Here is a 24273-nt window from a genome sequence, read left to right as displayed (position 1 = left end):
TTAAAGAACTTCTGGAGCTAAAGATACGATTTTCATGAAGTTGCTGTCACGTAGTTCACGCGCAACAGGTCCGAAAATACGAGTTCCACGCGGTCCTTTATCGTCTTTGATAATAACGCACGCGTTTTCATCAAATTTGATATAAGTTCCGTCTTTACGGCGTACGCCGCTTTTAGTGCGAACGATAACAGCTTTAACTACGTCACCCTTCTTGACAACGCCACCTGGTGTTGCTTTCTTAACTGTACATACGACGATATCGCCGATATTAGCAGTTTTACGTCCAGTACCACCAAGTACTTTTATTGTTAAAACTTCACGTGCACCTGAGTTGTCTGCAACTTTCATACGAGTTTCTTGTTGGATCACTTAGGTTACCTCCCTCCGGAAATTAGTAGTTCCGAATTTATTATTAGATAATAACCGCTTTTTCTACAACTTCCAATAAACGGAAACGTTTTGTAGCTGATAGCGGACGAGTTTCCATAATACGGACGATATCGCCGATTTGGGCTACGTTTTGCTCATCATGAGCCTTAAATTTCTTAGAATATTTAACACGTTTACCATATAATTTATGTTTTTTATGTGTTTCAACTAAAACAGTGATTGTTTTATCCATTTTGTCAGAAACTACACGGCCAGTGTATACTTTGCGTTGATTACGCTCAGTCATGCCTGAAAACCTCCTTTATCAGTTGTTTGCACTGATTTCTCTTTCGCGAATTACAGTTTTCATACGTGCAATCGCTTTACGAACTTCACGAATGCGAGCTGTGTTTTCTAATTGACCAGTCGCCAATTGGAAGCGAAGGTTGAAAAGCTCTTCTTTCAGTGATTTTACCTTTTGTTCTATTTCTGCAGTAGTAAGTTCACGGATGTCATTAGCTTTCATTAGATTCACCACCAATTTCTTGACGTTTAACTATTTTACACTTAATAGGAAGCTTATGAGACGCTAAGCGCAATGCTTCGCGAGCTACCTCTTCAGATACGCCAGCAATTTCAAACATAATTTTCCCTGGTTTAACGACTGCTACCCAACCTTCAGGAGCACCTTTACCGGATCCCATACGAACCTCAAGAGGCTTTTTCGTATAAGGTTTATGCGGGAATATTTTAATCCATACTTTACCGCCACGTTTCATGTAACGTGTCATAGCAATACGAGCTGATTCAATTTGACGACTTGTAATCCAGCTAGCTTCAGTTGCTTGTAAACCAAATTCACCGAAAGCTATTTCTTTACCGCCTTTTGCTTCACCACGCATTTTCCCACGGTGTTCGCGACGATATTTAACGCGTTTAGGCATTAACATATTATTTGCCTCCTTCCTCAGAGTTCTTCTTAACTGGAAGGACTTCACCACGATAGATCCATACTTTAACGCCTAACTTACCATAAGTTGTGTCAGCTTCAGCATGTGCATAATCAATATCTGCACGTAGTGTATGAAGTGGTACAGTTCCTTCGCTGTAATGTTCAGCACGCGCGATGTCTGCTCCGCCTAAGCGTCCAGATACTTGAGTTTTAATACCTTTAGCGCCAGAACGCATTGTGCGTTGAATTGCTTGTTTTTGAGCACGACGGAAAGATACGCGGCCTTCTAATTGACGTGCGATACTTTCTGCTACTAATTTAGCATCAAGGTCAGCTCTTTTAATTTCTACGATGTTGATGTGTACACGCTTGCCAGTGATATCGTTTAAGTGTTTACGAAGTGCTTCGACTTCAGTACCACCTTTACCGATTACCATTCCTGGTTTCGCAGTGTGAATTGTAATGTTTACACGTTTAGCAGCACGCTCGATTTCTACTGTAGAAACAGAAGCATCTTTTAAACGAGTTTCAATGTACTTACGAATTTTTAAATCTTCATGAAGTAAGTTTGCATAGTCTTTGCCAGCGTACCATCTTGACTCCCAGTCACGAATGATCCCAACTCGCAATCCTATTGGATGAACTTTTTGACCCACGAATTATCCCTCCTTCTTCTCAGATACCACTACCGTGATGTGGCTTGTACGTTTGTTGATAGCACTTGCACGACCCATCGCACGTGGACGGAAACGTTTTAGTGTTGGACCTTCATCAACAAATACTTCAGAAACAACTAGGTTGTTAATATCTAAATCATAATTGTGCTCTGCGTTCGCAATAGCAGATTTTAAAACTTTCTCAACAACAGGTGATGCTGCTTTTGGTGTAAGTTGTAAAATTGCAACTGCCTCGCCAACTTGCTTACCTCTGATTAAATCAACGACTAATCTTACCTTACGAGGAGCAATGCGCACTGTTTTAGCAATAGCTTTTGCTTGTGACATTTGAATGACCTCCTCTCAAATTAGCGTCTTGTTTTCTTATCATCTGCACCATGACTTTTATAAGCGCGTGTTGGTGCAAACTCGCCTAGTTTATGACCTACCATATCCTCAGTCACGTATACAGGAACATGTTTACGTCCGTCATATACAGCGATAGTTAACCCGATAAAAGTTGGGAAAATTGTTGAACGGCGAGACCAAGTCTTAATCACTTGTTTTTTCTCAGAATCCTTTTGTGCATCGACCTTTTTCAATAAATGATCGTCTGCGAAAGGTCCTTTTTTCAAGCTACGACCCATGCTGAAACCTCCCTCCGTGATTGCACCACGGCTCGTTCTTTGAACCGTAGTAAAACCACTTTATTTTTTACGACGACGAATGATAAGTTTGTCGGATTTGTTTTTCTTGCTACGAGTTTTGTATCCAAGAGTTGGTTTACCCCATGGAGACATTGGAGACTTACGTCCGATTGGAGTACGTCCTTCACCACCACCATGTGGATGGTCGTTCGGGTTCATTACAGATCCACGTACAGTTGGGCGTTTACCTAACCAACGATTACGACCTGCTTTACCGATGTTTACAAGTTCGTGTTGTTCGTTTCCTACTTCACCGATAGTAGCGCGGCAAACTCCTAGGATTAAACGTACTTCACCAGACTGTAAACGTACGATAACGTACTTACCTTCTTTACCTAGTAATTGAGCAGATGTACCAGCAGAACGAACTAACTGACCACCTTTACCAGGTTTCATTTCGATATTATGGATAGTAGTACCCATTGGGATGTTTTGCAATGGAAGTGCATTACCTGCTTTAATATCAGCTTCTGGTCCTGACACGATTGTCATTCCCACTTCTAAGCCTTTAGGAGCTAGGATATAGCGTTTTTCCCCATCAGCATAATTTACTAATGCGATGTTTGCAGAACGGTTTGGATCATATTCAATAGTAGCAACACGTGCTGGAATACCGTCTTTGTTTCGTTTGAAATCAATTACGCGGTATTGGCGTTTGTGTCCACCACCATGATGACGAACAGTAATTTTACCTTGATTGTTACGGCCGCCTTTACGCTTTACAGGAGCAAGTAGTGATTTCTCAGGCTTGTTCGTTGTGATTTCAGCGTAATCAAGTGAAGTCATGTTACGACGTCCGTTTGTCGTTGGTTTATACTTTCTAATCGCCATTTTATTCCCTCCTTCTTGATTATTAATTCCTTATATAAGGATTAAATTTCGAATAACTCGATTTCTTTGCTGTCTTGAGTTAATGTAACAATCGCTTTACGACGTTTGTTAGTATAACCACCAAATTTACCTACGCGTTTGAATTTACCTTTGTAGTTCATGATGTTAACTTTCTCAACATCTACTCCAAAGATTTCTTCTACTGCATATTTAACTTGAGTTTTGTTAGCGCGAGTGTCCACTTCGAAAGTGTACTTTTTATCTGCCATTACTTCAGAAGAACGCTCGGTAATGACCGGACGTTTAATAATATCACGTGCTTCCATTATCCAAGCACCTCCTCTACTTTTTCTACTGCAGCTTTAGTCATCACTAATTTATCGTGACCAACTAAATCTAAAACGTTAATGCCTGTTGCAGACACAACTGTGATTCCAGGGATGTTACGAGCAGCTAATGCTACGTTTTCATCTAAATCAGCAGTTACTACTAACGCTTTTTTATTGATTGAAAGGTTAGTTAACACTTTCACGAATTCTTTTGTTTTTGGAGCATCAAATGCTAAACCTTCAAGTACTACGATGCTTTCTTCACGCACTTTAGATGAAAGAGCTGAAAGAAGAGCTAGACGACGTACTTTCTTAGGTAATTTATAGCTATAGCTACGTGGAACTGGACCGAATACAGTACCACCACCACGCCATTGTGGAGAGCGGATCGAACCTTGACGAGCACGACCTGTTCCTTTTTGCTTCCATGGTTTACGACCACCACCAGCTACTTCAGAACGATTTTTCACTTTATGATTACCTTGACGTAGTGAAGCACGTTGAGAAATGATAGCTTCAAATAGCACAGATTCGTTTGGTTCAATTCCGAAAACTTTATCGTTTAACTCGATTTCACCAACAGAAGATCCTGCTTGATTGAATAAAGACACCTTTGTCATTCCTGTTTCCTCCTTTCTTCAGAGAATTATTTCGATTTAATAGCAGCCTTAACAACTACTAGTGATTTACGAGAACCAGGAACATTACCTTTTACTAATAGTAGGTTACGTTCAGCATCCACTCTTACGATTTGTAAGTTTTGGATTGTTACTGTGTGCCCACCCATTTGACCAGGTAATTTCTTTTGTTTGAATACACGGTTCGGAGCAACTGGCCCCATTGAACCTGGACGACGGTGGTAACGAGATCCATGGGCCATTGGTCCACGAGATTGTCCGTGGCGTTTAATAACACCTTGGAAACCTTTACCTTTAGTAATACCTGTTACATCAATTACATCGCCTTCTGCAAAACTTTCTACGTTGACTTCTTGACCAACCTCGTAATTAGCTGTATCCAAGCCGCGGAATTCGCGGATGAAGCGCTTAGGAGCGGTGCTAGCTTTGGCTACGTGTCCTTTAGCAGGTTTGTTAGAAAGCTTTTCGCGCTTATCTTCAAAACCTAACTGAATTGCTTCGTATCCGTCTGTCTCAGCAGTTTTCTTTTGAAGTACTACGTTTGGAGTAGCTTCAATAACTGTTACAGGGATTAAGTCACCGTTCTCAGCAAATACTTGCGTCATACCGATTTTTCTACCTAAGATTCCTTTGGTCATCCGTCACACCTCCTATAATAATTTGTTGTTTTTTATCTTTTACCATTAAAGTTTGATTTCTATATCAACGCCAGATGGTAAGTCAAGCTTCATTAACGCATCAACAGTTTGTGGTGTTGGGTTAACGATATCGATAAGACGTTTATGCGTACGCATTTCGAATTGCTCACGAGAATCTTTATACTTATGAACAGCACGAAGAATCGTATACACAGATCTTTCAGTCGGAAGTGGAATCGGACCCGATACACTTGCACCTGAACGTTTAGCAGTTTCTACAATTTTCTCAGCAGATTGATCCAGGATTCTGTGATCATACGCTTTTAAACGAATACGAATTTTTTGTTTTGCCATTATTTTCCCTCCTTTTCGCCTATTTTCTAGACATTCTCCACGAAAATTTTCCGTACACTCGCCATGGCAAAGCGGCCGGGTGTGTCGGTAACCTCTCGTTTCATCGCAGTCAAAGACCAACATTCAACATTATATCCAATAAAAATAGAATATGCAAGTCTTTTTCTCAAATTCTTTTTATATGCTTCAACTTTATATATATTCATTTAAACAATACATTTTTTAGCCGTTTTCTAGTATATAAAATTATTACTAAAAATACAAATGAAATGAATGGTAGAAATTCCTTTATCCCTTGTTCCACAAGTGTCATCCATGCAAGAGACAGATTACCTTCTTCTATCCAAAAGAAAAAGAGCTCACTTAGGAGCTCTCTCTTCTATAGTATATATACAATTCCAAACCAACCAAAAATGATTAGCGGGATATTGTAGCAAATGAACGTAGGCACACAAGTATCCCAAATATGATTGTGCTGACCGTCTACACTTAATCCCGCGGTCGGACCCAGTGTTGAATCAGATGCTGGAGAACCTGCATCTCCTAATGCGCCAGCTGTTCCTATCAGGGCTATAATTGCCATAGTACTTAATCCTAACTCTAATCCTAGAGGAACAAAAATAGCTGCAATGATAGGAATAGTTGCAAACGAAGATCCTATGCCCATTGTTACGATTAACCCAATGACTAACATAATGAGTACGGCTAAGCTGACGTTACCTGCAAGCAACTTCGCTGAAGCTTCTACTAAATTTTCTACATCACCAGTTGCATTGATCACAGAAGCAAACCCATTTGCTGTAATCATAACAAAACCTACAAAGGCCATCATTCTCATACCTTCAGTTAATAGTAGGTCCGCTTCCTTCCATTTTAAAGCTCCTGTGATATACAGTACAGTAATACCCGCTAAAGCCCCAGCTATCATTGAGTCTGTTTCAATCTGAACATACAAGGCAGCAATCAATGAAATAATAGTGAAAAATACACTACTCTTCTTAACGTTCAATTGTAATTTCTCTACTTCAACTTCCTGTTGTTTGTATTGTCTTGGCTTTCTATATAATACAAACGCTATAACTAGTCCTGCCACCATTCCTAGCGCTGGTATTACCATTGCCCCAGGAATATCATCTAAATTGATTGCCAGACCAGATAACCCCATCTGAGTAGCTACGATCTCTTGGTAGATTGCACCGAAACCATATGGCAACAACATGTATGGTGTAATCAATCCAAACGCTAAAATAGTTGCAATCAATCTACGGTCAATCTGAAGCATATTTAATACTTTCAAAATTGGCGGAACTAATAATGGGATAAACGCGATATGGATTGGTATTAAATTTTGCGAGAATATAGCCATCATCAGTAATAACAAGAATATTAATGTCTTAGCTAGACCAGTCTTCTGGGAATCCCCTTCTCTTCTTACAAGCTTAAGAATAGCCGCTACTAATAGCTCTGGTATTCCTGTCTTGGAGATAGCCACCGCAAAGCCTCCTAAAAGCCCGTAGCTAAGCGCTATTGTAGCTCCAGCACCTAATCCACCCGTAAACGCTTTTATCGTTTCTGCGACCGATAAGCCTGCTGTGAGGCCTCCTACCAATGCACCTATAATCAATGAGAATACTACATTTATACGAAGTAGACTCAGAACTAACATAACTGCAACTGCAATTAGTACTGCATTCATTTTACACACTCACTTTCACACACTAGATTGCTAATATGATAGAAGTTTATATTCTTTTTTCCATATTGTCAATAGAATAAACTATGCCAATAGTTAACATCCAAGCATTTTACAGTGGCCCACTAGCTTCTATATAAAAAAAAGCCTGACTTCCAATTGGAAATCAAGCTTTTTCTTTATAAAGCAGCTTTGACTACTTTTCGATAGTACCCTGCAGAAAGAATTGCAAAGATGGAGTATAGAACAATATATATACCCATCGTGATCAATAGTGGAGCTACCAACTCGGTGCCAAATAAAATCCACCCCGATTTTACTGCAAAATAACTGTGTGCTAACCCTATGATTAATGGAAAGCCGAAGTTGAACAGCTGCTTACGTCGGATCCCACTCATAATTTCATTAGTAGTGAAGCCCATTTTTCGTAAAACTTTATAGGTACCTTTCTCTTCATCCGCCTCAGACATTTGCTTGAAGTACAGAATACTACCCGTAGCTATTAAAAACGCTAAGCCTAAAAATCCACTTATAAAAATAGTCATTCCAAGTGAGTCTAACATCTTTATACGATAATCTTCCTGAGATTCTACACTGACTGTGTTTGTTGCTCGGTCATTACCTGGAATAGGTATTTCCACTGACACTTTATTTGCTTCAAATACTTCTTGCGCCTTTATTAATTGATTTTCTTCCTTCAAATCCATACCAACTATTTTTTGATTCACAGTAAGAGGGTCATTAAGTAGCTTTTGAAAAAAAGAATCGGACACTACAACTGTAAATAAACCATAATTATGATAATCCGGTACTAACCGATCTTCTATCGCTTCTTTAATAAATATTTCCTCTTTACCTGTAGAAGTATTGAACTGGATAGGTTTTTGTGATTCTATTCTTATGTTTTCTGCACTCAAACTATCGTAACCCAGTATATAGCCTTCCCCTTCTTGTAATTGAATATTAGGAAGCTTATTTTGAATCGCCTTAAGGCTTACAACTTGTATGCCTAGCTCGGTGGATAAATTTTTATTTAATGCAGACTCCTTGACTAATAATGGGCGAACATCTGCTGGAACCTCTAATAAATCTATATCATACCTGGTATATTGAATACCTTCTTTATCAAATTCCTCGACCAATTCGAAGCCAGTATCCTCATACATTATATAATCATAAGGTACTGCCTCTTTTGCTACTGAATCCGTGGAATAGTAAGAGATATAGGTTAATGTTAATATTGCTAGCGTAGTCGCTGACAATACTGTAATAGTAGTCAGAGACATGGCATTAGCCTTCATTCGGTGCATGATTGTGGATAAAGACAATACATCTTGAATAGACAGTAAACCTTTTTTACTTTTTCTTACAAAATTTAAGATTAATGCTACCGAGAATCGAAATACAAAATAGGTTCCGCCAATCGTTAAAGCAAGGATAGAAACCATTTTGAATAACAGTACATTAGCAGATGGTAAGTTATCCAAATCTAATAGTGTCGTCGATAAATAATAGCCATATCCTATAGAAATCAACCCTATAAATCCTAAAAACATCTGAAAGGCATTAAACTTTTTGACTCGCTCGTCTGCGACTGCAGTAGTTGTAATGAGAGCTAGCAGAGTTACTCTTTTGATTCTTATTGCAGTTTGTAGAATAACTATCAATAATAGTACGGAGAAAACAACTACAGTAGTCATTAGTGCTTCTATAGAAAATGTGAGCTCGACAAATGCATCCTTTTCTACTATTTTTAAGAGAATCATGACAAATATTCTGGAGGAAAGTAAACCTACTAATACACCAATGACAATCGCACTGAACCAGAGAATAATGTTCTCTATTGCTATTAGTCTAGCCACTAGGCTCTTGGACATTCCGACTAGCTGGTACAAACCTATTTCCTTGCTCCGTCTGTTCATAAAAAGCTTATTAGCATAGAGTACAAAGAAAGTTACAATAAATAATAATAAATAGGAAGCTGTTTCTAATGCAGCTGCTGATCTTCCAGTCCCGATTTCATTAACGATTGCGGGATTATACTGTAATGTGACAAAGGAATAATATAATGAAACACTGAAGACTAAAGCAAAGACATAAAGATAATAACTCTTTATATTTTTCCTCATACTTCTTAGAACCAATTGATTAAGCGTCATAGCCATCACCACTTAATACACCTTGGGTATTCATGATCTCTTGGAAAAATTGCTTGCGATCCTTATCACCTTTATACAACTCCGAGTATATTTGACCGTCCTTTAGAAATAGAACACGTGAACAAAAGCTCGCAGCTACAGAGTCATGCGTTACCATCATAATCGTAACTTTCTTTTCTTTGTTTATTTTTTCTAGATTACTTAACAACGCCGTAGCCGATTTAGAATCTAAAGCTCCAGTGGGCTCGTCTGCAAATACAATTGAAGGATTACCAACTAGTGCTCTTGCCGCCGATGTTCGTTGCTTTTGTCCACCAGATATCTCATTAGGATATTTGTTTAGAATATCTTCAATTCCTAACAGAGTTGTAATCTCCTTTATCTTTTCCTCCCCCTCGCTCTTAGAGGATTTTCCTACAGATAATGGTAGATAAATATTTTCTTTAACTGTTAGTGTATCCAACAAATTATAATCCTGAAAGATAAAACCTAACTGTTCTCTTCTAAATTTGGAAAGCTTCTGTTCTTTCATTTTTTGAAGATTATTATTGTTAATCTCGATTAATCCAGATGTAACTTTATCAATGGAAGCTAAGACATTTAATAGCGTTGTTTTCCCTGAACCCGAAGGTCCCATAATTCCAACAAACTCTCCTTCTCGAACTTCTATGTCAATATCCTTTAATACTTCCTGAGTATTAGATTTTTTACCAAATACTTTTTTAATCTTGCGACCTCTTAAAATTACCATGGTCTACCTCCTACCTTTTATTAACTTCATTTTACCCATTAATTTAAGTAAAATCGTTCGTTTTAGGTGACAATCAAAGAAAGTAGATGACATTTTCGTCACCTACCTAGTATTTGTTGCATCTCATTTTGTAGTGGAAAGTGTAAGGAGAAGGTAGAACCCTGACCAATATCAGAAACAACGTTGATCCTGATCCCTAGCTTTTCAGCGGAATTCTTTGCTAAGTATAGACCCATTCCAGTTGAAGCAGCACTCTCTCGGCCAACCCTACCAGTAAAAGACTTTTCAAAAATTCTTGGCAAATCCGATTGCGCGATTCCTACTCCTTCATCTTGAATAGAAAGGATTAGGTGGCCTAAATCATCTGTAGAAGTAAAAATTCGAATTTCACTATTTTCATTACTATATTTCACTGCATTCGATATTAGCTGCCTTAGAATAAACGCTAGCCATTTCTGATCTGTTAGTATGACGTTTTCCAAGTCGCTAACCTCAAACCCTATATTTCGTTGTATACACCATGGCATCAACTCTTTAATTTCCTGAAATACTACTCTTTGTATAGTTACTTCCTCGATTACATTATCCTTTTCAATTGAAGGAAGTCGTGTTTTATGAAGCTGTTGATCTAAGAGCATATGCAGTCGAAGCCATTCTACTTCTAATTGCTTCTTAAGTGTTGGATCTTCTACATTGTCTATCATTAGTTTCATACTGGTTAGCGGTGTCTTCATCTCATGTATCCAGGAAAGAGTTTGATCCTTCTCTTCAAGAGAACTGGTATTGGAATCATTCAGTTCTTGTTTTCCGGTTAAAATTAGTACTTCTACCTCTTCTATAATCATTTTATCAAAAAGTGATTGTCCTTCTGGTAGTCTTGCTATAAGCTCATCGAAAGTCGGGTCACCCTGATTAATCTTTAAAATACTTTTTATAAACTTTGTTTCCCTAAAGTATCGCCATAAAAAGAATACTAAAAATAAAAGTAGGTTGGTACCATTCAAGTACACAATCGAAGTATTGGTAAAGGCAACGTCAACCGTCAGGAGAATATTGAGCCAAAGCTGGAAAAAGCCAAAAAATAAAATCCAGGCAATTCGCTCTCTAATATAATATAACAGTAACCTCATAGCTCCTCCTTAGTAACAGCTAGATAGCCTAATCCCTTCTTCGTTACAATAACCTCATCTAATCCAATTTGTTCTAACTTTAACCGCAATCTATTAACATTTACAGAAAGAGTATTATCATTTACAAACTTTTCATCGTCCCATAGCTTTCTCATGAGTTCATCTCTCGATACTATTTTATCTACAGATTGGACTAATACTCTAAGGATAAATAACTCATTTTTTGTAAGTTCAGCCTCTTGTTCCTCTTTGGAAATTGTACTTCTAGAGTAATCAATAATTGCACCATTCCAATGAACGATATCTGACTGTTCCTCTCCATAATCATACGTTCTTCTTAAAATAGCTTGAACCTTTGCTAATAAAACCTCCATATTGAAAGGCTTTTGAACAAAGTCATCCGCCCCCATCTGCATGGCCATGACCATATCCATTGGGTGATCTCGTGAGGAAAGAAATATAATAGGTACTTTAGAATGTCTTCGAATTTCTCGGCACCAATGGAAACCATCATATGCTGGCAGCTGTATATCTATCATAACTAACTCGGGTTTCTGTTCTAAAAAACTAGGAAGTACTTGTTGAAAATCAGTAGGGCCTATAACTTCAAATGACCATAGATGAAATTTTTCCTTTAATAAATTAAATATAGAAACGTCATCTTCTATTAGCATAATTTTTCGCATATAATTACCTCCTAATCCCAGTGTACACAATTATACACATAAAAAAAACCATCTCGTCGTCACGAGATGGTTTTAACAGTTTAAATAAGATTACTTAGTGATAGTAGCAACTACACCAGCGCCTACAGTACGTCCACCCTCACGGATAGAGAATTTAGTACCTTCTTCGATAGCGATTGGAGAGATTAGAGAAACAGTCATTTCGATGTTATCTCCAGGCATAACCATTTCTACGCCTTCTGGTAAGTTACAAACACCTGTTACGTCAGTTGTACGGAAGTAGAACTGAGGACGGTAGTTTGAGAAGAATGGAGTATGACGTCCACCCTCTTCTTTAGAAAGAACATAAACTTCAGCTTTGAAGTCTGTGTGTGGTGTAATTGAACCTGGTTTAGCTAATACTTGACCACGTTGGATCTCTTCACGAGAAACCCCACGAAGAAGAGCACCAATGTTGTCTCCAGCTTCAGCATAGTCAAGAAGTTTACGGAACATTTCAACACCAGTTACAGTAGTTGATTTTGCTTCTTCAGTAATACCGATAATGTCTACAACGTCACCGATTTTAACTTGTCCACGCTCAACACGTCCTGTAGCAACTGTACCACGACCAGTGATTGAGAATACATCCTCAACTGGCATCATGAATGGTTTGTCAGTTTGACGTTCTGGAGTTGGGATGTAGTTATCTACAGCGTCCATTAATTCAACGATTTTTTCTTCCCATTCTGGCTCTCCTTCAAGAGCTTTAAGAGCAGAACCTTTGATTACTGGAATGTCGTCGCCTGGGAAATCGTATTCAGAAAGAAGGTCACGAACTTCCATTTCAACTAATTCAAGTAATTCTTCGTCATCAACCATGTCACATTTGTTCATGAATACAACTAGGTATGGAACACCTACTTGTTTAGATAAAAGAATGTGTTCACGAGTTTGTGGCATTGGGCCATCAGCAGCAGATACTACTAAGATCCCGCCGTCCATTTGAGCTGCACCTGTGATCATGTTTTTAACATAGTCAGCATGTCCTGGGCAGTCTACGTGAGCGTAGTGACGAGTTTCAGTTTCATATTCAACGTGAGAAGTGTTGATTGTAATTCCGCGCTCTTTTTCTTCAGGAGCGTTATCGATGTCAGCGTAAGATTTCGCTACTCCACCCATTTTTTTAGAAAGAACTGTAGCGATTGCAGCAGTTAAAGTTGTTTTACCATGGTCAACGTGTCCGATTGTACCAACGTTAGCATGTGTTTTGGAACGGTCAAATTTTTCTTTAGCCATTAGAGAAATCCTCCTCAGTAATTGTTAGTTTTTTTTATGATAAAAGATAGGGACAAGTAGTCCCTATAATTCATACACTACAAGAAAGTTATGCTTGAATCAAGATGAAAAATTAATTATTCACCTTTATGTTTTTTGATGATTTCTTCAGCAATTGATTTTGGAACATCTTCATAGTGGTCAAATACCATCGAGAATACTCCTCGACCTTGTGTATTTGAACGTAATGAAGTTGCATATCCAAACATTTCTGCAAGTGGAACCATTGCACGTACTACTTGTGCGTTACCACGAGCGTCCATACCTTCAACGCGTCCACGACGAGATGTGATATCACCCATGATGTCTCCTAAATATTCTTCAGGAATAACAACTTCTACCTTCATGATTGGCTCAAGAAGTGCAGGGTTTACTTTAGATACAGCATTTTTCAATGCCATAGATGCAGCAATTTTAAATGCCATCTCATTCGAGTCAACATCATGGTATGATCCGTCGAATAATCTAGCTTTGATATCGATTAATGGGAATCCAGCGATTACCCCGTTGTCAAGAGAGTCACGAAGACCTGCTTCAACAGCTGGGATATATTCACGTGGTACTACACCACCAACGATAGCATTTTCAAATTCAAAGCCTTTTCCTTCTTCGTTTGGTGAGAACTCGATCCAAACGTGTCCGAATTGACCACGTCCACCAGATTGGCGAACGAATTTACCTTCAACTTGTGCCGATGAACGGAAAGTTTCACGGTAAGATACTTGAGGAGCACCTACATTAGCTTCTACTTTGAATTCACGACGCATACGGTCAACTAGAATATCAAGGTGAAGTTCACCCATACCAGCGATGATAACTTGACCAGTTTCTTGGTCAGTGTGTACGCGGAATGTTGGATCTTCTTCAGCTAATTTTTGTAGTGCTTGACCCATTTTATCTTGGTCAGCTTTTGTTTTTGGTTCTACAGAAAGTGAGATAACTGGCTCTGGGAATTCCATAGATTCAAGAATTACTAGAGACTTTTCATCACAAAGTGTATCACCAGTTGTTGTATCTTTTAAGCCTACTGCTGCAGCAATATCTCCAGCATAAACTTGTGAGATCTCTTCACGAGAGTTAGCATGCATTTGTAGGATACGTCCTACGCGCTCACGCTTCCCTTTAGTAGAGTTTTGTACGTATGAACCAGATTGAAGAGTACCAGAATATACGCGGAAGAAAGTTAATTTACCAACATAAGGGTCAGTCATAACTTTAAACGCTAACGCAGAGAATGGTTCAGAATCGTCAGAATGACGTTCTACTTCTTCTTCACTGTCAGGATCGATACCTTTCATAGCTGGAATATCAAGTGGTGATGGAAGGTAAGCAACTACTGCATCAAGAACTTTTTGAACACCTTTGTTTTTGAATGCTGTACCACATACTACTGGATAGAATTCTACGTTAAGAGTACCTTTACGGATACCAGCAACTAATTCTTCGTTCGTAACTTCTTCTCCACCAAGATATTTTTCCATTAGATCTTCATCAAGCTCAGCTACCGCTTCAACTAATTTTTCACGGTATTCTTCAGCTTGTGCTTTATATTCTTCTGGAATTTCAACTTCTTGGATATCAGTACCTAAGTCATTTCCGTATACAGTAGCTTTCATTGTCACTAGGTCAATGATACCGCTGAATTCGTCTTCAGCACCGATTGGTAACTGAATAGGATGAGCGTTAGCTTGTAAACGGTCACGAAGAGTTCCTACAGAATATAGGAAGTCTGCACCTGTTTTGTCCATTTTGTTTACGAAAACAATACGTGGTACGCCGTAAGTTGTAGCTTGACGCCATACTGTTTCAGTTTGTGGTTCAACACCAGATTGAGCATCTAGTACTGTAACCGCACCATCAAGTACACGAAGTGAACGTTCAACTTCAACAGTGAAGTCTACGTGTCCAGGTGTATCGATAATGTTTACACGGTGATTATCCCAAGCAGCTGTTGTCGCAGCAGAAGTGATAGTGATACCACGTTCTTGCTCTTGCTCCATCCAGTCCATTTGTGAAGCACCCTCATGAGTTTCCCCAATTTTGTGGATTTTACCAGTGTAGTATAGAATACGCTCCGTAGTAGTCGTTTTACCAGCATCGATGTGAGCCATGATACCGATATTACGTGTTTTGTCTAAGGAGAACTCTCTAGCCATATTGTATTTCTCCTTCCAATTTCGGATTAGAGTATGATTGTATTAGAATCTTACCAACGATAGTGAGCAAATGCTTTGTTAGCTTCAGCCATTTTGTGCATATCTTCACGTTTCTTAACAGAAGCACCAGTGTTGTTAGATGCATCAAGAATTTCATTAGCTAAACGCTCTTCCATAGTTTTTTCTCCACGAAGACGTGAATAGTTTACTAGGTAGCGAAGACCTAAAGTATAACGACGGTCAGGACGTACTTCAACCGGTACTTGGTAGTTAGCACCACCAACACGACGAGCACGAACTTCAAGAACTGGCATAATGTTAGTTAATGCAGCTTCAAATACTTCTAATGCATCTTTACCAGAACGTTCTTTCACAAGATCAAACGCACCGTATAGAATTTTTTGAGAAGTACCTCTTTTACCGTCAATCATCATTTTATTAATTAAACGAGTTACTAGTTTCGAATTATATATTGGATCTGGTAACACGTCACGTTTGGAAACAGGACCTTTACGAGGCATGTGTTTTCCTCCTTTCGACGAATGTCAATTTATTAAATAGATTATTTTTTAACTTTAGGGCGTTTTGCACCGTATAGAGAACGGCTTTGCATACGACCAGTAACACCAGCTGTGTCAAGAGCACCACGTACGATATGGTAACGTACCCCTGGTAAATCTTTTACACGTCCTCCGCGGATAAGTACAACACTATGTTCTTGTAGGTTGTGCCCTTCTCCTGGAATATAAGCTGTTACCTCTAACGTATTTGTTAAACGTACACGAGCGTATTTACGAAGTGCTGAGTTTGGTTTTTTCGGCGTCATTGTCCCAACACGAGTACAAACCCCACGCTTTTGTGGCGAGTTTAGATCTGTAGCAGATTTTTTAAAGCTATTGTAGCCTTTTCCTAATGCTGGAGACTTTGATTTCGTGATGTTGGATTTACGAGGCTTACGTACCAATTGGTTAATTGTAGGCATCGATTATTCCTCCCTTCATTTGTTCTTTTAATACCACACATCCAGGTGGTTCATTTTTTGGGTAAAAACAAAGTCTTTGTGCTTCACACAAAAACTGTTACACAGTAATAGCCACAACGGAAGCGCCTAAACGCAATCCACAGGCTCTACCAAGGTCTATTTTAGACTCGACATAGGTAATTGGTACATCATTTTCTGTTGCTGTCTGACGTGCTAATTCAATGATTCTCAATTCTACATCAAGTGCAATATATACTTCTTTGACAAGCCCTTTTTTCATTGCTTTTACTGCTTGCTTTGTACCTATGATCGTTTTGTCTGCTTGTTTTACTTTTTCATAAGACATTTACATATCCTCCAAAGCTACAAGTCCGATAACTATCAACCTTAAATATATTATCATTCCCTGCAAAAAGTGTCAACACTTAACAAGAAAATATTAGGGAGAATTATTATTAACTCTCCCTAATATAAAGTTATTCTGCGTTTACTGCTTCTTTTTGTGCATCTGATTCGTTTTTAGTTATTTGGATTTGACGGTAACGTTGCATACCAGTACCAGCAGGAACTAGTTTACCAATAATTACGTTTTCTTTCAATCCAAGTAACTCATCACGTTTTCCTTTAATCGCTGCATCTGTTAAGACACGAGTCGTTTCTTGGAATGACGCTGCTGATAAGAACGATTCTGTTTCAAGAGAAGCTTTTGTAATACCAAGGATAACTGGGCGACAAGTTGCAGGAATCTTACCTTGTAGTACTGCTTCTTTGTTCGCTTCAGCAAATTGATGAATATCTAATAGTGAGCCAGGAAGCAAGTCAGTTTCTCCAGCTTCAATTACGCGCACTTTACGAAGCATTTGGCGAACCATTACTTCGATATGCTTATCACCAATTTCTACCCCTTGCATACGATAAACTTTTTGTACTTCTTTTAACAAGTACTCTTGTACTGTGGAAACATCTTTTACTTTTAACAATTCTTTAGGATCTATAGAACCTTCCGTTAATACTTGCCCACGATGGATAACGTCATTAACTTGAACTTTTAGACGAGCATTGTATGGAGCTAAGTATTTACGAGTCTCTACATTACCTTGAATTGTAATTTCTTTTTGTCCTTCTCTAATCTCATCGATTTCAGTAACTGTACCTGTAATCTCTGAAATAACCGCTTGCCCTTTTGGATTACGAGCTTCGAAGATCTCTTGAATACGTGGAAGACCTTGTGTGATATCATCACCGGCAACCCCACCTGTATGGAATGTACGCATTGTTAACTGAGTACCTGGTTCCCCGATAGATTGAGCAGCGATAATACCTACCGCTTCCCCTACTTCTACCTTGTCACCTGTAGCTAAGTTTAAGCCGTAACATTTTTTACATACACCATGTTTCGTATTACAAGTAAATGCTGAGCGGATAGTTAATTGAGTAATTCCAGCATCTTCAATCAAACGCGCGATTTCATTAGTAATTAAGCCGTCTCTTTCTAAAATAACATGCCCTTTTTCAGGATGGAAAATTGTTTTCTTCGTATGACGACCAACAATACGTTCGCCAAACTCTTCAATAACTTCCGTTCCTTCCATAAGAGAACCTATTAGTAAGCCACGGTCAGTACCACAGTCATCCTCACGTACGATTACATCTTGCGCTACATCAACAAGACGACGAGTCAGGTAACCTGAATCGGCTGTTTTAAGTGCTGTATCGGCAAGACCTTTACGTGCACCATGTGTAGAGATGAAGTATTCAAGTACTGTTAAACCTTCACGGAACGATGACTTGATCGGAAGTTCGATAATTCGACCAGCCGGATTGGCCATCAGACCACGCATACCTGCAAGTTGAGTAAAGTTGGACGCGTTACCACGGGCACCAGAGTCACTCATCATGAAGATCGGGTTCATATTATCTAATGATTTCATTAGTTTTTCTTGAATAACTTCTTTTGCTCTACTCCAATGTCCAATAACGCTTGCATAACGCTCTTCTTCTGTTATTAGACCACGACGGAACTGTTTCAATACTTTATCTACTTTTCCTTGTGCTTCTTCAAGAATCTCACCTTTGTCTGGAAGTACGACGATATCAGAGATACCAATAGTTATACCAGCCTTAGTGGAATACTTAAATCCAAGTGCTTTCATACGGTCAAGCATTTTAGAAGTTTCTGTAATATGGAAACGTGTAAATACTTCAGCGATGATATTACCTAAAATTTTCTTCTTGAATGGTTGAACAAGTTCCATAGATTCAATATGTTTTTTCACATCTGTTGTAGTAGAGATGAAATATTTTTCAGGTGTTTCAATTTGTAAATTATAATCCGTTGGTTCGTTAATGTACGGGAACGTTTCAGGAAGTATTTCGTTAAAAATAACTTTACCTACAGTAGTTAATAACAACATCTTGTTTTGTTCTTCCGTAAACGTCGGATTTTTTAATGATGATGCAGCAATTGCAATACGAGTATGCAAATGTACATGACCAGTGTTATAAGCGATTAACACTTCTTCTGGACCGTAGAATGTAGAACCCTCACCCATTGCACCTTTACGCTCTAGTGTTAAGTAATAGTTACCTAATACCATATCTTGAGAAGGTGTAACAACTGGTTTACCATCTTTAGGGTTCAAAATGTTTTGTGCTGCAAGCATTAATAGACGAGCTTCCGCTTGTGCTTCTGCTGATAAAGGAACGTGAACAGCCATTTGGTCACCATCAAAGTCAGCGTTATATGCTGTACATACTAGAGGGTGAAGACGAATTGCACGGCCTTCTACTAATGTTGGTTCAAATGCCTGGATACCTAGACGGTGAAGAGTAGGTGCGCGGTTTAATAAAACCGGATGCTCCTTGATTACATCTTCTAGTACATCCCAAACCTCTGGATGCATGCGCTCGATTTTACGTTTTGCACTCTTAATATTATGTGCCAAGCCGCGTTCCACTAGCTCTTTCATAACAAACGGTTTAAATAACTCGATTGCCATCTCTTTTGGAAGACCACATTGGTACATTTTTAAGTTTGGTCCTACTACGATAACCGAACGACCAGAATAGTCTACACGTTTACCAAGTAAGTTTTGACGGAAACGACCTTGTTTCCCTTTAAGCATGTGAGAAAGTGATTTTAATGGACGGTTACCTGGTCCTGTTACCGGACGGCCACGACGACCATTATCAATCAATGCATCTACTGCTTCTTGTAGCATACGCTTTTCATTTTGAACGATGATGCTTGGAGCACCTAAGTCCAATAAACGTTTTAAGCGGTTATTACGGTTGATCACACGACGGTATAGATCATTTAAATCAGATGTAGCAAAGCGTCCACCATCTAATTGAACCATCGGACGTAATTCTGGTGGAATTACCGGAAGAACATCTAAGATCATCCAATCTGGCTTATTCCCTGAGTTACGGAATGATTCAACTACTTCTAAACGTTTAATCGCACGTGTACGACGTTGACCTTGAGCTGTTTTCAACTCTTCTTTTAGGTGTTCAGTTTCACTTTCTAGATCTATTTCTGATAATAGACGCTTAATAGCCTCTGCACCCATAGCTGCTTGGAATTTGCTGCCAAACTTATCTCGGTATGCACGGTATTCTTTTTCAGAAAGTAATTGTTTCTTTTCAAGAGGTGTATCCGCTGGTTCGATTACTACGTAAGAAGCAAAATAAATGACTTCCTCAAGTGATCTTGGAGACATATCCAAAATCAGACCCATACGGCTTGGAATACCTTTGAAATACCAAATATGTGATACAGGAGCTGCCAATTCAATGTGTCCCATACGCTCACGACGGACTTTCGAACGCGTAACCTCAACTCCACATCGATCACAAACTACGCCTTTATAACGAACACGTTTGTATTTACCACAATGACATTCCCAGTCTTTAGTTGGACCGAAAATACGCTCACAGAATAACCCATCTTTTTCAGGTTTTAGTGTACGATAGTTAATTGTTTCAGGTTTTTTTACTTCTCCATAAGACCATGAACGAATTTTATCTGGTGAAGCTAAACCAATTTTCATATACTCAAAATTATTAACGTCTATCAAGGAGCCTACCTCCCTTTAGTCTTGAGTCTTTAGAAAGACCTTCCAAGTAGCTCTGCATCATGCAATTTAATACGGAAATACGGACAGGCATCACCTGTCCGATTTTTTATCTAATCAATTATTCCTGCTTTGCCTTACTCTAAGTTTCCAACTGGCTCTTCTTCATTAGCTAGTGGTAATAAACCAAGCGCATCAGCTGCCGGAATATCGTCATCTTCATCTAAATCGCGAAGTTCAATTTCTTCTTCGTCAATCGTTAACATCTTAACATCCATACCTAAACTTTGAAGTTCTTTAATCAATACTTTGAATGATTCAGGAACACCTGGTTCAGGAACGCTTTCTCCTTTAACGATCGCTTCATATGTTTTCACACGTCCAACCACGTCATCAGATTTAACTGTTAAGATTTCTTGTAATGTATAAGCAGCACCATAAGCTTCTAGTGCCCATACTTCCATCTCCCCAAAACGTTGTCCACCGAATTGCGCTTTACCTCCAAGAGGCTGTTGCGTAACAAGTGAATAAGGTCCTGTTGAACGAGCATGAAGCTTATCATCAACCATGTGGGCAAGTTTGATCATGTACATAACCCCTACAGATACGCGGTTATCAAATGGTTCACCTGAACGACCATCATATAGAGTCGTTTTACCATCACGGTTTAAGCCTGCTTCTTCCATTGTGTTCCAAACATCTTCCTCGTTGGCACCATCAAATACTGGTGAAGCCATGTGTACACCAAGAAGTCTAGAAGCCATACCTAAGTGAAGCTCTAATACTTGCCCGATATTCATACGAGAAGGTACCCCTAGTGGATTTAACATAATATCTACTGGTGTTCCGTCTGGAAGGAAAGGCATATCTTCTTCCGGTAGGATACGAGAGATTACCCCTTTGTTACCATGTCGTCCGGCCATTTTATCCCCTACAGAGATTTTACGTTTTTGAACGATATAAGCACGTACTAATTGGTTCACGCCAGGTGATAACTCATCGCCATCTTCACGATTGAAGACTTTAACGTCTAATACAATTCCGCCTGCACCATGAGGTACACGTAGAGATGTATCTCGAACTTCACGCGCTTTTTCACCGAAAATAGCATGAAGTAAACGTTCTTCAGCAGTAAGTTCTGTAACCCCTTTAGGTGTTACTTTACCAACTAAAATATCTCCGTCTCTTACTTCTGCACCAACACGGATAATCCCACGGTCATCTAAGTTACGTAATGCATCTTCTCCGACGTTTGGAATATCTCTAGTGATTTCTTCTGGCCCAAGCTTCGTGTCACGTGATTCTGATTCGTATTCTTCTATATGCACAGAAGTATAGACATCATCTTTCACAAGACGTTCACTCATAATTACAGCATCCTCGTAGTTGTATCCGTCCCATGTCATGAAGGCTACTAGTACGTTACGTCCTAGTGCAAGCTCTCCTTGTTCCATAGATGGACCATCTGCAAGAATATCTAAAGGTTTAACACGATCTCCAACTTTAACAATTGGACGTTGGTTAATAGATGTACCATGGTTAGAACGCTCGAATTTGTGTACTTTATAAGTTGTTAAGTCACCTTTAACTTCTTTTCCGTCCACTTCTTCAATTCGACGCACGCGAATTTCCTTCGCTTCTACGTGTTCTACAATACCGTGATATTTCGCAATAACCGCTGCACCAGAGTCACGTGCATTGACGTGTTCCATACCAGTTCCGACAAACGGAGCTTCTGGGTTTAAAAGAGGAACCGCTTGACGTTGCATGTTCGCTCCCATTAGGGCACGGTTAGAGTCATCATTTTCTAAGAAAGGAATACATGCTGTCGCTGCAGAAACTACTTGCTTCGGCGAAACGTCCATGTAATCGATTTGATCTCTTCTAAATACCGTGTTATCTCCACGGAAACGACCAACTACTTCTTCGTTTTTGAAAGCACCATCTTCAGATAATGGCGAGTTTGCTTGCGCAACAACGTAGTTGTCCTCTTCATCAGCTGTTAGGTAGTCAATACGAGAAGTCACAAGACCTGTTTCAGGATCCACACGACGGTATGGTGTTTCGATAAATCCAAATTTATTTACTTTCGCAAAACTGGAAAGTGAGTTAATTAATCCAATGTTTGGTCCCTCAGGAGTTTCAATCGGACACATACGACCATAGTGAGAGTAGTGAACGTCACGTACTTCGAACCCTGCACGCTCACGCGTTAAACCACCGGGTCCTAAAGCAGATAGACGACGCTTATGAGTCAACTCTGCAAGTGGGTTTGTTTGGTCCATGAACTGAGATAACTGCGAGCTACCAAAGAATTCCTTGATAGATGCAATAACTGGACGAATATTTATCAGCTGTTGTGGAACAATTGCTTGTGTATCGTTAATAGACATACGCTCACGAACTACACGTTCCATACGAGAAAGACCAATACGGAATTGGTTTTGCAGTAACTCTCCAACTGAACGTAAACGACGGTTACCAAGATGGTCAATATCATCTGTGTTTCCAACGTTGAATAATAGGTTAAAGAAGTAACCAATAGATGAAACGATGTCAGCAGGCGTAATGTTTTTAACTTCTGTTTCCACATACGCATTACTAATTACGTTAATTTCTTTTTGCTCTTCATCATTTGGCGCATAAATTTTAATCGATTGAACCGTAATATCGTCTTCTAACACTCCACCTACTTGAGAGAATGTTTTAAAGCCAATTCCGTTTTCCAGATGTGGAATCAGTCTGTCTAATACACGACGATCAATCAGCGTACCAGCTTCAACTAAGATTTCACCTGTTTCAGGATCCACTAGCGTTTCTGCTACCGTTTGGTTGAATAAACGATTTTTAATATGCAATTTTTTGTTCATTTTGTAACGACCAACATTAGCTAAGTCATAGCGTTTTGGGTCAAAGAAGCGAGAGTATAGCAAGCTCTTTGCACTTTCCACTGTTGGTGGCTCACCAGGACGTAAGCGTTCATAGATTTCTAATAACGCTTTTTCAGTAGTTTCTGTATTGTCCTTTTCAAGCGTGTTACGTAAATACTCATTGTCACCGATTAAATCAATGATTTCTTGATCTGAACCGAAACCTAAAGCACGAAGTAAAACAGTTACTGGTAATTTACGAGTTCTATCAATACGAACATAGACTACGTCCTTTGCATCAATCTCGTATTCCAGCCATGCACCACGGTTAGGAATAACTGTAGCACCAAAGCCTTTTTTACCATTTTTGTCAGTTTTGTCATGGAAGTATACACTTGGTGAACGGACTAGCTGAGATACGATTACTCGCTCAGCACCATTAATTACGAAAGTTCCGGTTTCTGTCATTAGTGGGAAATCACCCATAAAGACATCCTGTTCCTTCACTTCATCCGTTTCTTTGTTATGAAGACGTACTTTTACGCGTAGTGGTGCTGCGTATGTTGCGTCACGTTCTTTTGATTCATCGACTGAATACTTTGGTTCATTCAAACTATAGTCGACAAATTCCAATGATAGATTGCCTGTAAAATCCTCGATTGGTGAAATATCTTTAAACATTTCACGTAAACCTTCTTCAAGGAACCATTCATAAGATGCTGTTTGAATCTCAATAAGATTCGGTAACTCTAGCACCTCACTAATACGCGCAAAACTTCTACGCTGGCGGTGTTGTCCGTACTGAACTAGTTGACCTGTCAACTCATTCACCCCTCAATTAAAGCGATATTAGGTCTTTTCGATATAGACATTTTGGTGTATGATATCGAAAGACAAAAAGAAAACGAGTTCTTAATAAGAGCTCATTTTTGATTCACCAAACTTTTCTCGGCCAGTATACCCATAAAGTATAGCTTTT

At 39.1% G+C, this 24273-nt stretch carries 24 protein-coding genes; all 24 read right to left on the bottom strand.

Going from position 1 to position 24273, the window contains the following annotated elements:
- Entirely contained in the window at positions 1-369 is a 369-nt protein-coding gene (rplN, locus tag Q0371_RS15270) for a 50S ribosomal protein L14 (protein WP_053591327.1), read from the bottom strand.
- 43 nt (positions 370-412) lie between these two features.
- Positions 413-676 carry a 30S ribosomal protein S17 gene (rpsQ, locus tag Q0371_RS15265; protein WP_169359360.1) on the bottom strand — a complete coding sequence of 88 codons (264 nt, stop codon included), beginning with the start codon at positions 674-676 and terminating at the stop codon, positions 413-415.
- 18 nt (positions 677-694) lie between these two features.
- Positions 695-895 (bottom strand): 50S ribosomal protein L29, encoded by a 201-nt coding sequence (gene rpmC, locus Q0371_RS15260; protein ID WP_053591325.1) that lies wholly within the window; start codon positions 893-895, stop codon positions 695-697.
- Complete coding sequence (gene rplP, locus Q0371_RS15255; protein ID WP_144540987.1) at positions 885-1319, bottom strand: 50S ribosomal protein L16; 435 nt, start codon at positions 1317-1319, stop codon at positions 885-887. Before rplP ends, rpmC begins: the two co-directional genes overlap by 11 nt.
- 1 nt (position 1320) lies before the next feature.
- Entirely contained in the window at positions 1321-1977 is a 657-nt protein-coding gene (gene rpsC / locus Q0371_RS15250; protein WP_169359361.1) for a 30S ribosomal protein S3, read from the bottom strand.
- Between the two features lie 3 nt (positions 1978-1980).
- Positions 1981-2325 carry a 50S ribosomal protein L22 gene (rplV, locus tag Q0371_RS15245; protein WP_144540983.1) on the bottom strand — a complete coding sequence of 115 codons (345 nt, stop codon included), beginning with the start codon at positions 2323-2325 and terminating at the stop codon, positions 1981-1983.
- A gap of 20 nt (positions 2326-2345) precedes the next feature.
- Positions 2346-2624 (bottom strand): 30S ribosomal protein S19, encoded by a 279-nt coding sequence (gene rpsS, locus Q0371_RS15240; RefSeq protein ID WP_090567829.1) that lies wholly within the window; start codon positions 2622-2624, stop codon positions 2346-2348.
- A 60-nt stretch (positions 2625-2684) separates the two neighbouring features.
- Positions 2685-3515, bottom strand: coding sequence for a 50S ribosomal protein L2 (gene rplB, locus Q0371_RS15235; protein WP_169359362.1), 831 nt, complete (start codon positions 3513-3515; stop codon positions 2685-2687).
- A 41-nt stretch (positions 3516-3556) separates the two neighbouring features.
- Positions 3557-3841, bottom strand: a complete 285-nt coding sequence (rplW, locus tag Q0371_RS15230; RefSeq protein WP_144512677.1) for a 50S ribosomal protein L23 — start codon at positions 3839-3841, stop codon at positions 3557-3559.
- A complete protein-coding gene (rplD, locus tag Q0371_RS15225) occupies positions 3841-4464 on the bottom strand; it encodes a 50S ribosomal protein L4 (protein ID WP_169359364.1) in 624 nt (207 codons plus the stop codon). The genes rplW and rplD overlap by 1 nt, the downstream gene beginning before the upstream one ends.
- A gap of 26 nt (positions 4465-4490) precedes the next feature.
- Positions 4491-5120, bottom strand: coding sequence for a 50S ribosomal protein L3 (gene rplC, locus Q0371_RS15220; RefSeq protein ID WP_144540976.1), 630 nt, complete (start codon positions 5118-5120; stop codon positions 4491-4493).
- Positions 5121-5165: 45 nt separating this feature from the next.
- Positions 5166-5474, bottom strand: a complete 309-nt coding sequence (rpsJ, locus tag Q0371_RS15215) for a 30S ribosomal protein S10 (RefSeq protein ID WP_042478628.1) — start codon at positions 5472-5474, stop codon at positions 5166-5168.
- Between the two features lie 379 nt (positions 5475-5853).
- Positions 5854-7170 carry a Na+/H+ antiporter family protein gene (locus tag Q0371_RS15210; protein WP_298472476.1) on the bottom strand — a complete coding sequence of 439 codons (1317 nt, stop codon included), beginning with the start codon at positions 7168-7170 and terminating at the stop codon, positions 5854-5856.
- Between the two features lie 176 nt (positions 7171-7346).
- Positions 7347-9326: an ABC transporter permease gene (locus tag Q0371_RS15205; protein ID WP_298472473.1), complete on the bottom strand. Its 1980-nt coding sequence runs from the start codon at positions 9324-9326 to the stop codon at positions 7347-7349.
- Positions 9316-10077 (bottom strand): ABC transporter ATP-binding protein, encoded by a 762-nt coding sequence (locus Q0371_RS15200; RefSeq protein WP_298472470.1) that lies wholly within the window; start codon positions 10075-10077, stop codon positions 9316-9318. Before Q0371_RS15200 ends, Q0371_RS15205 begins: the two co-directional genes overlap by 11 nt.
- Positions 10078-10175: 98 nt before the next feature.
- Positions 10176-11207 carry a sensor histidine kinase gene (locus Q0371_RS15195; protein ID WP_169359368.1) on the bottom strand — a complete coding sequence of 344 codons (1032 nt, stop codon included), beginning with the start codon at positions 11205-11207 and terminating at the stop codon, positions 10176-10178.
- Entirely contained in the window at positions 11204-11893 is a 690-nt protein-coding gene (locus Q0371_RS15190; protein ID WP_169359369.1) for a response regulator transcription factor, read from the bottom strand. The genes Q0371_RS15195 and Q0371_RS15190 overlap by 4 nt, the downstream gene beginning before the upstream one ends.
- Before the next feature lie 90 nt (positions 11894-11983).
- Positions 11984-13171 carry an elongation factor Tu gene (tuf, locus tag Q0371_RS15185; RefSeq protein WP_298472467.1) on the bottom strand — a complete coding sequence of 396 codons (1188 nt, stop codon included), beginning with the start codon at positions 13169-13171 and terminating at the stop codon, positions 11984-11986.
- A gap of 116 nt (positions 13172-13287) precedes the next feature.
- Positions 13288-15366: an elongation factor G gene (fusA, locus tag Q0371_RS15180; protein WP_298472463.1), complete on the bottom strand. Its 2079-nt coding sequence runs from the start codon at positions 15364-15366 to the stop codon at positions 13288-13290.
- A gap of 50 nt (positions 15367-15416) precedes the next feature.
- Positions 15417-15887 (bottom strand): 30S ribosomal protein S7, encoded by a 471-nt coding sequence (gene rpsG / locus Q0371_RS15175; RefSeq protein ID WP_169359372.1) that lies wholly within the window; start codon positions 15885-15887, stop codon positions 15417-15419.
- A 41-nt stretch (positions 15888-15928) separates the two neighbouring features.
- Positions 15929-16348 carry a 30S ribosomal protein S12 gene (gene rpsL, locus Q0371_RS15170; RefSeq protein ID WP_169359373.1) on the bottom strand — a complete coding sequence of 140 codons (420 nt, stop codon included), beginning with the start codon at positions 16346-16348 and terminating at the stop codon, positions 15929-15931.
- Between the two features lie 97 nt (positions 16349-16445).
- Entirely contained in the window at positions 16446-16694 is a 249-nt protein-coding gene (locus Q0371_RS15165; protein WP_169359374.1) for a ribosomal L7Ae/L30e/S12e/Gadd45 family protein, read from the bottom strand.
- A 130-nt stretch (positions 16695-16824) separates the two neighbouring features.
- Positions 16825-20427 (bottom strand): DNA-directed RNA polymerase subunit beta', encoded by a 3603-nt coding sequence (rpoC, locus tag Q0371_RS15160; protein ID WP_298472457.1) that lies wholly within the window; start codon positions 20425-20427, stop codon positions 16825-16827.
- 134 nt (positions 20428-20561) lie between these two features.
- Positions 20562-24116, bottom strand: a complete 3555-nt coding sequence (gene rpoB, locus Q0371_RS15155; protein WP_169359376.1) for a DNA-directed RNA polymerase subunit beta — start codon at positions 24114-24116, stop codon at positions 20562-20564.
- Positions 24117-24273 lie beyond the last annotated feature (157 nt).

It is taken from the genome of uncultured Psychrobacillus sp. (assembly GCF_938022135.1).
Lineage (GTDB): Bacteria > Bacillota > Bacilli > Bacillales_A > Planococcaceae > Psychrobacillus.
The sequence above is the reverse complement of the archived record's forward strand: the minus strand, read 5'-3'. Positions and strand labels throughout refer to the sequence as shown.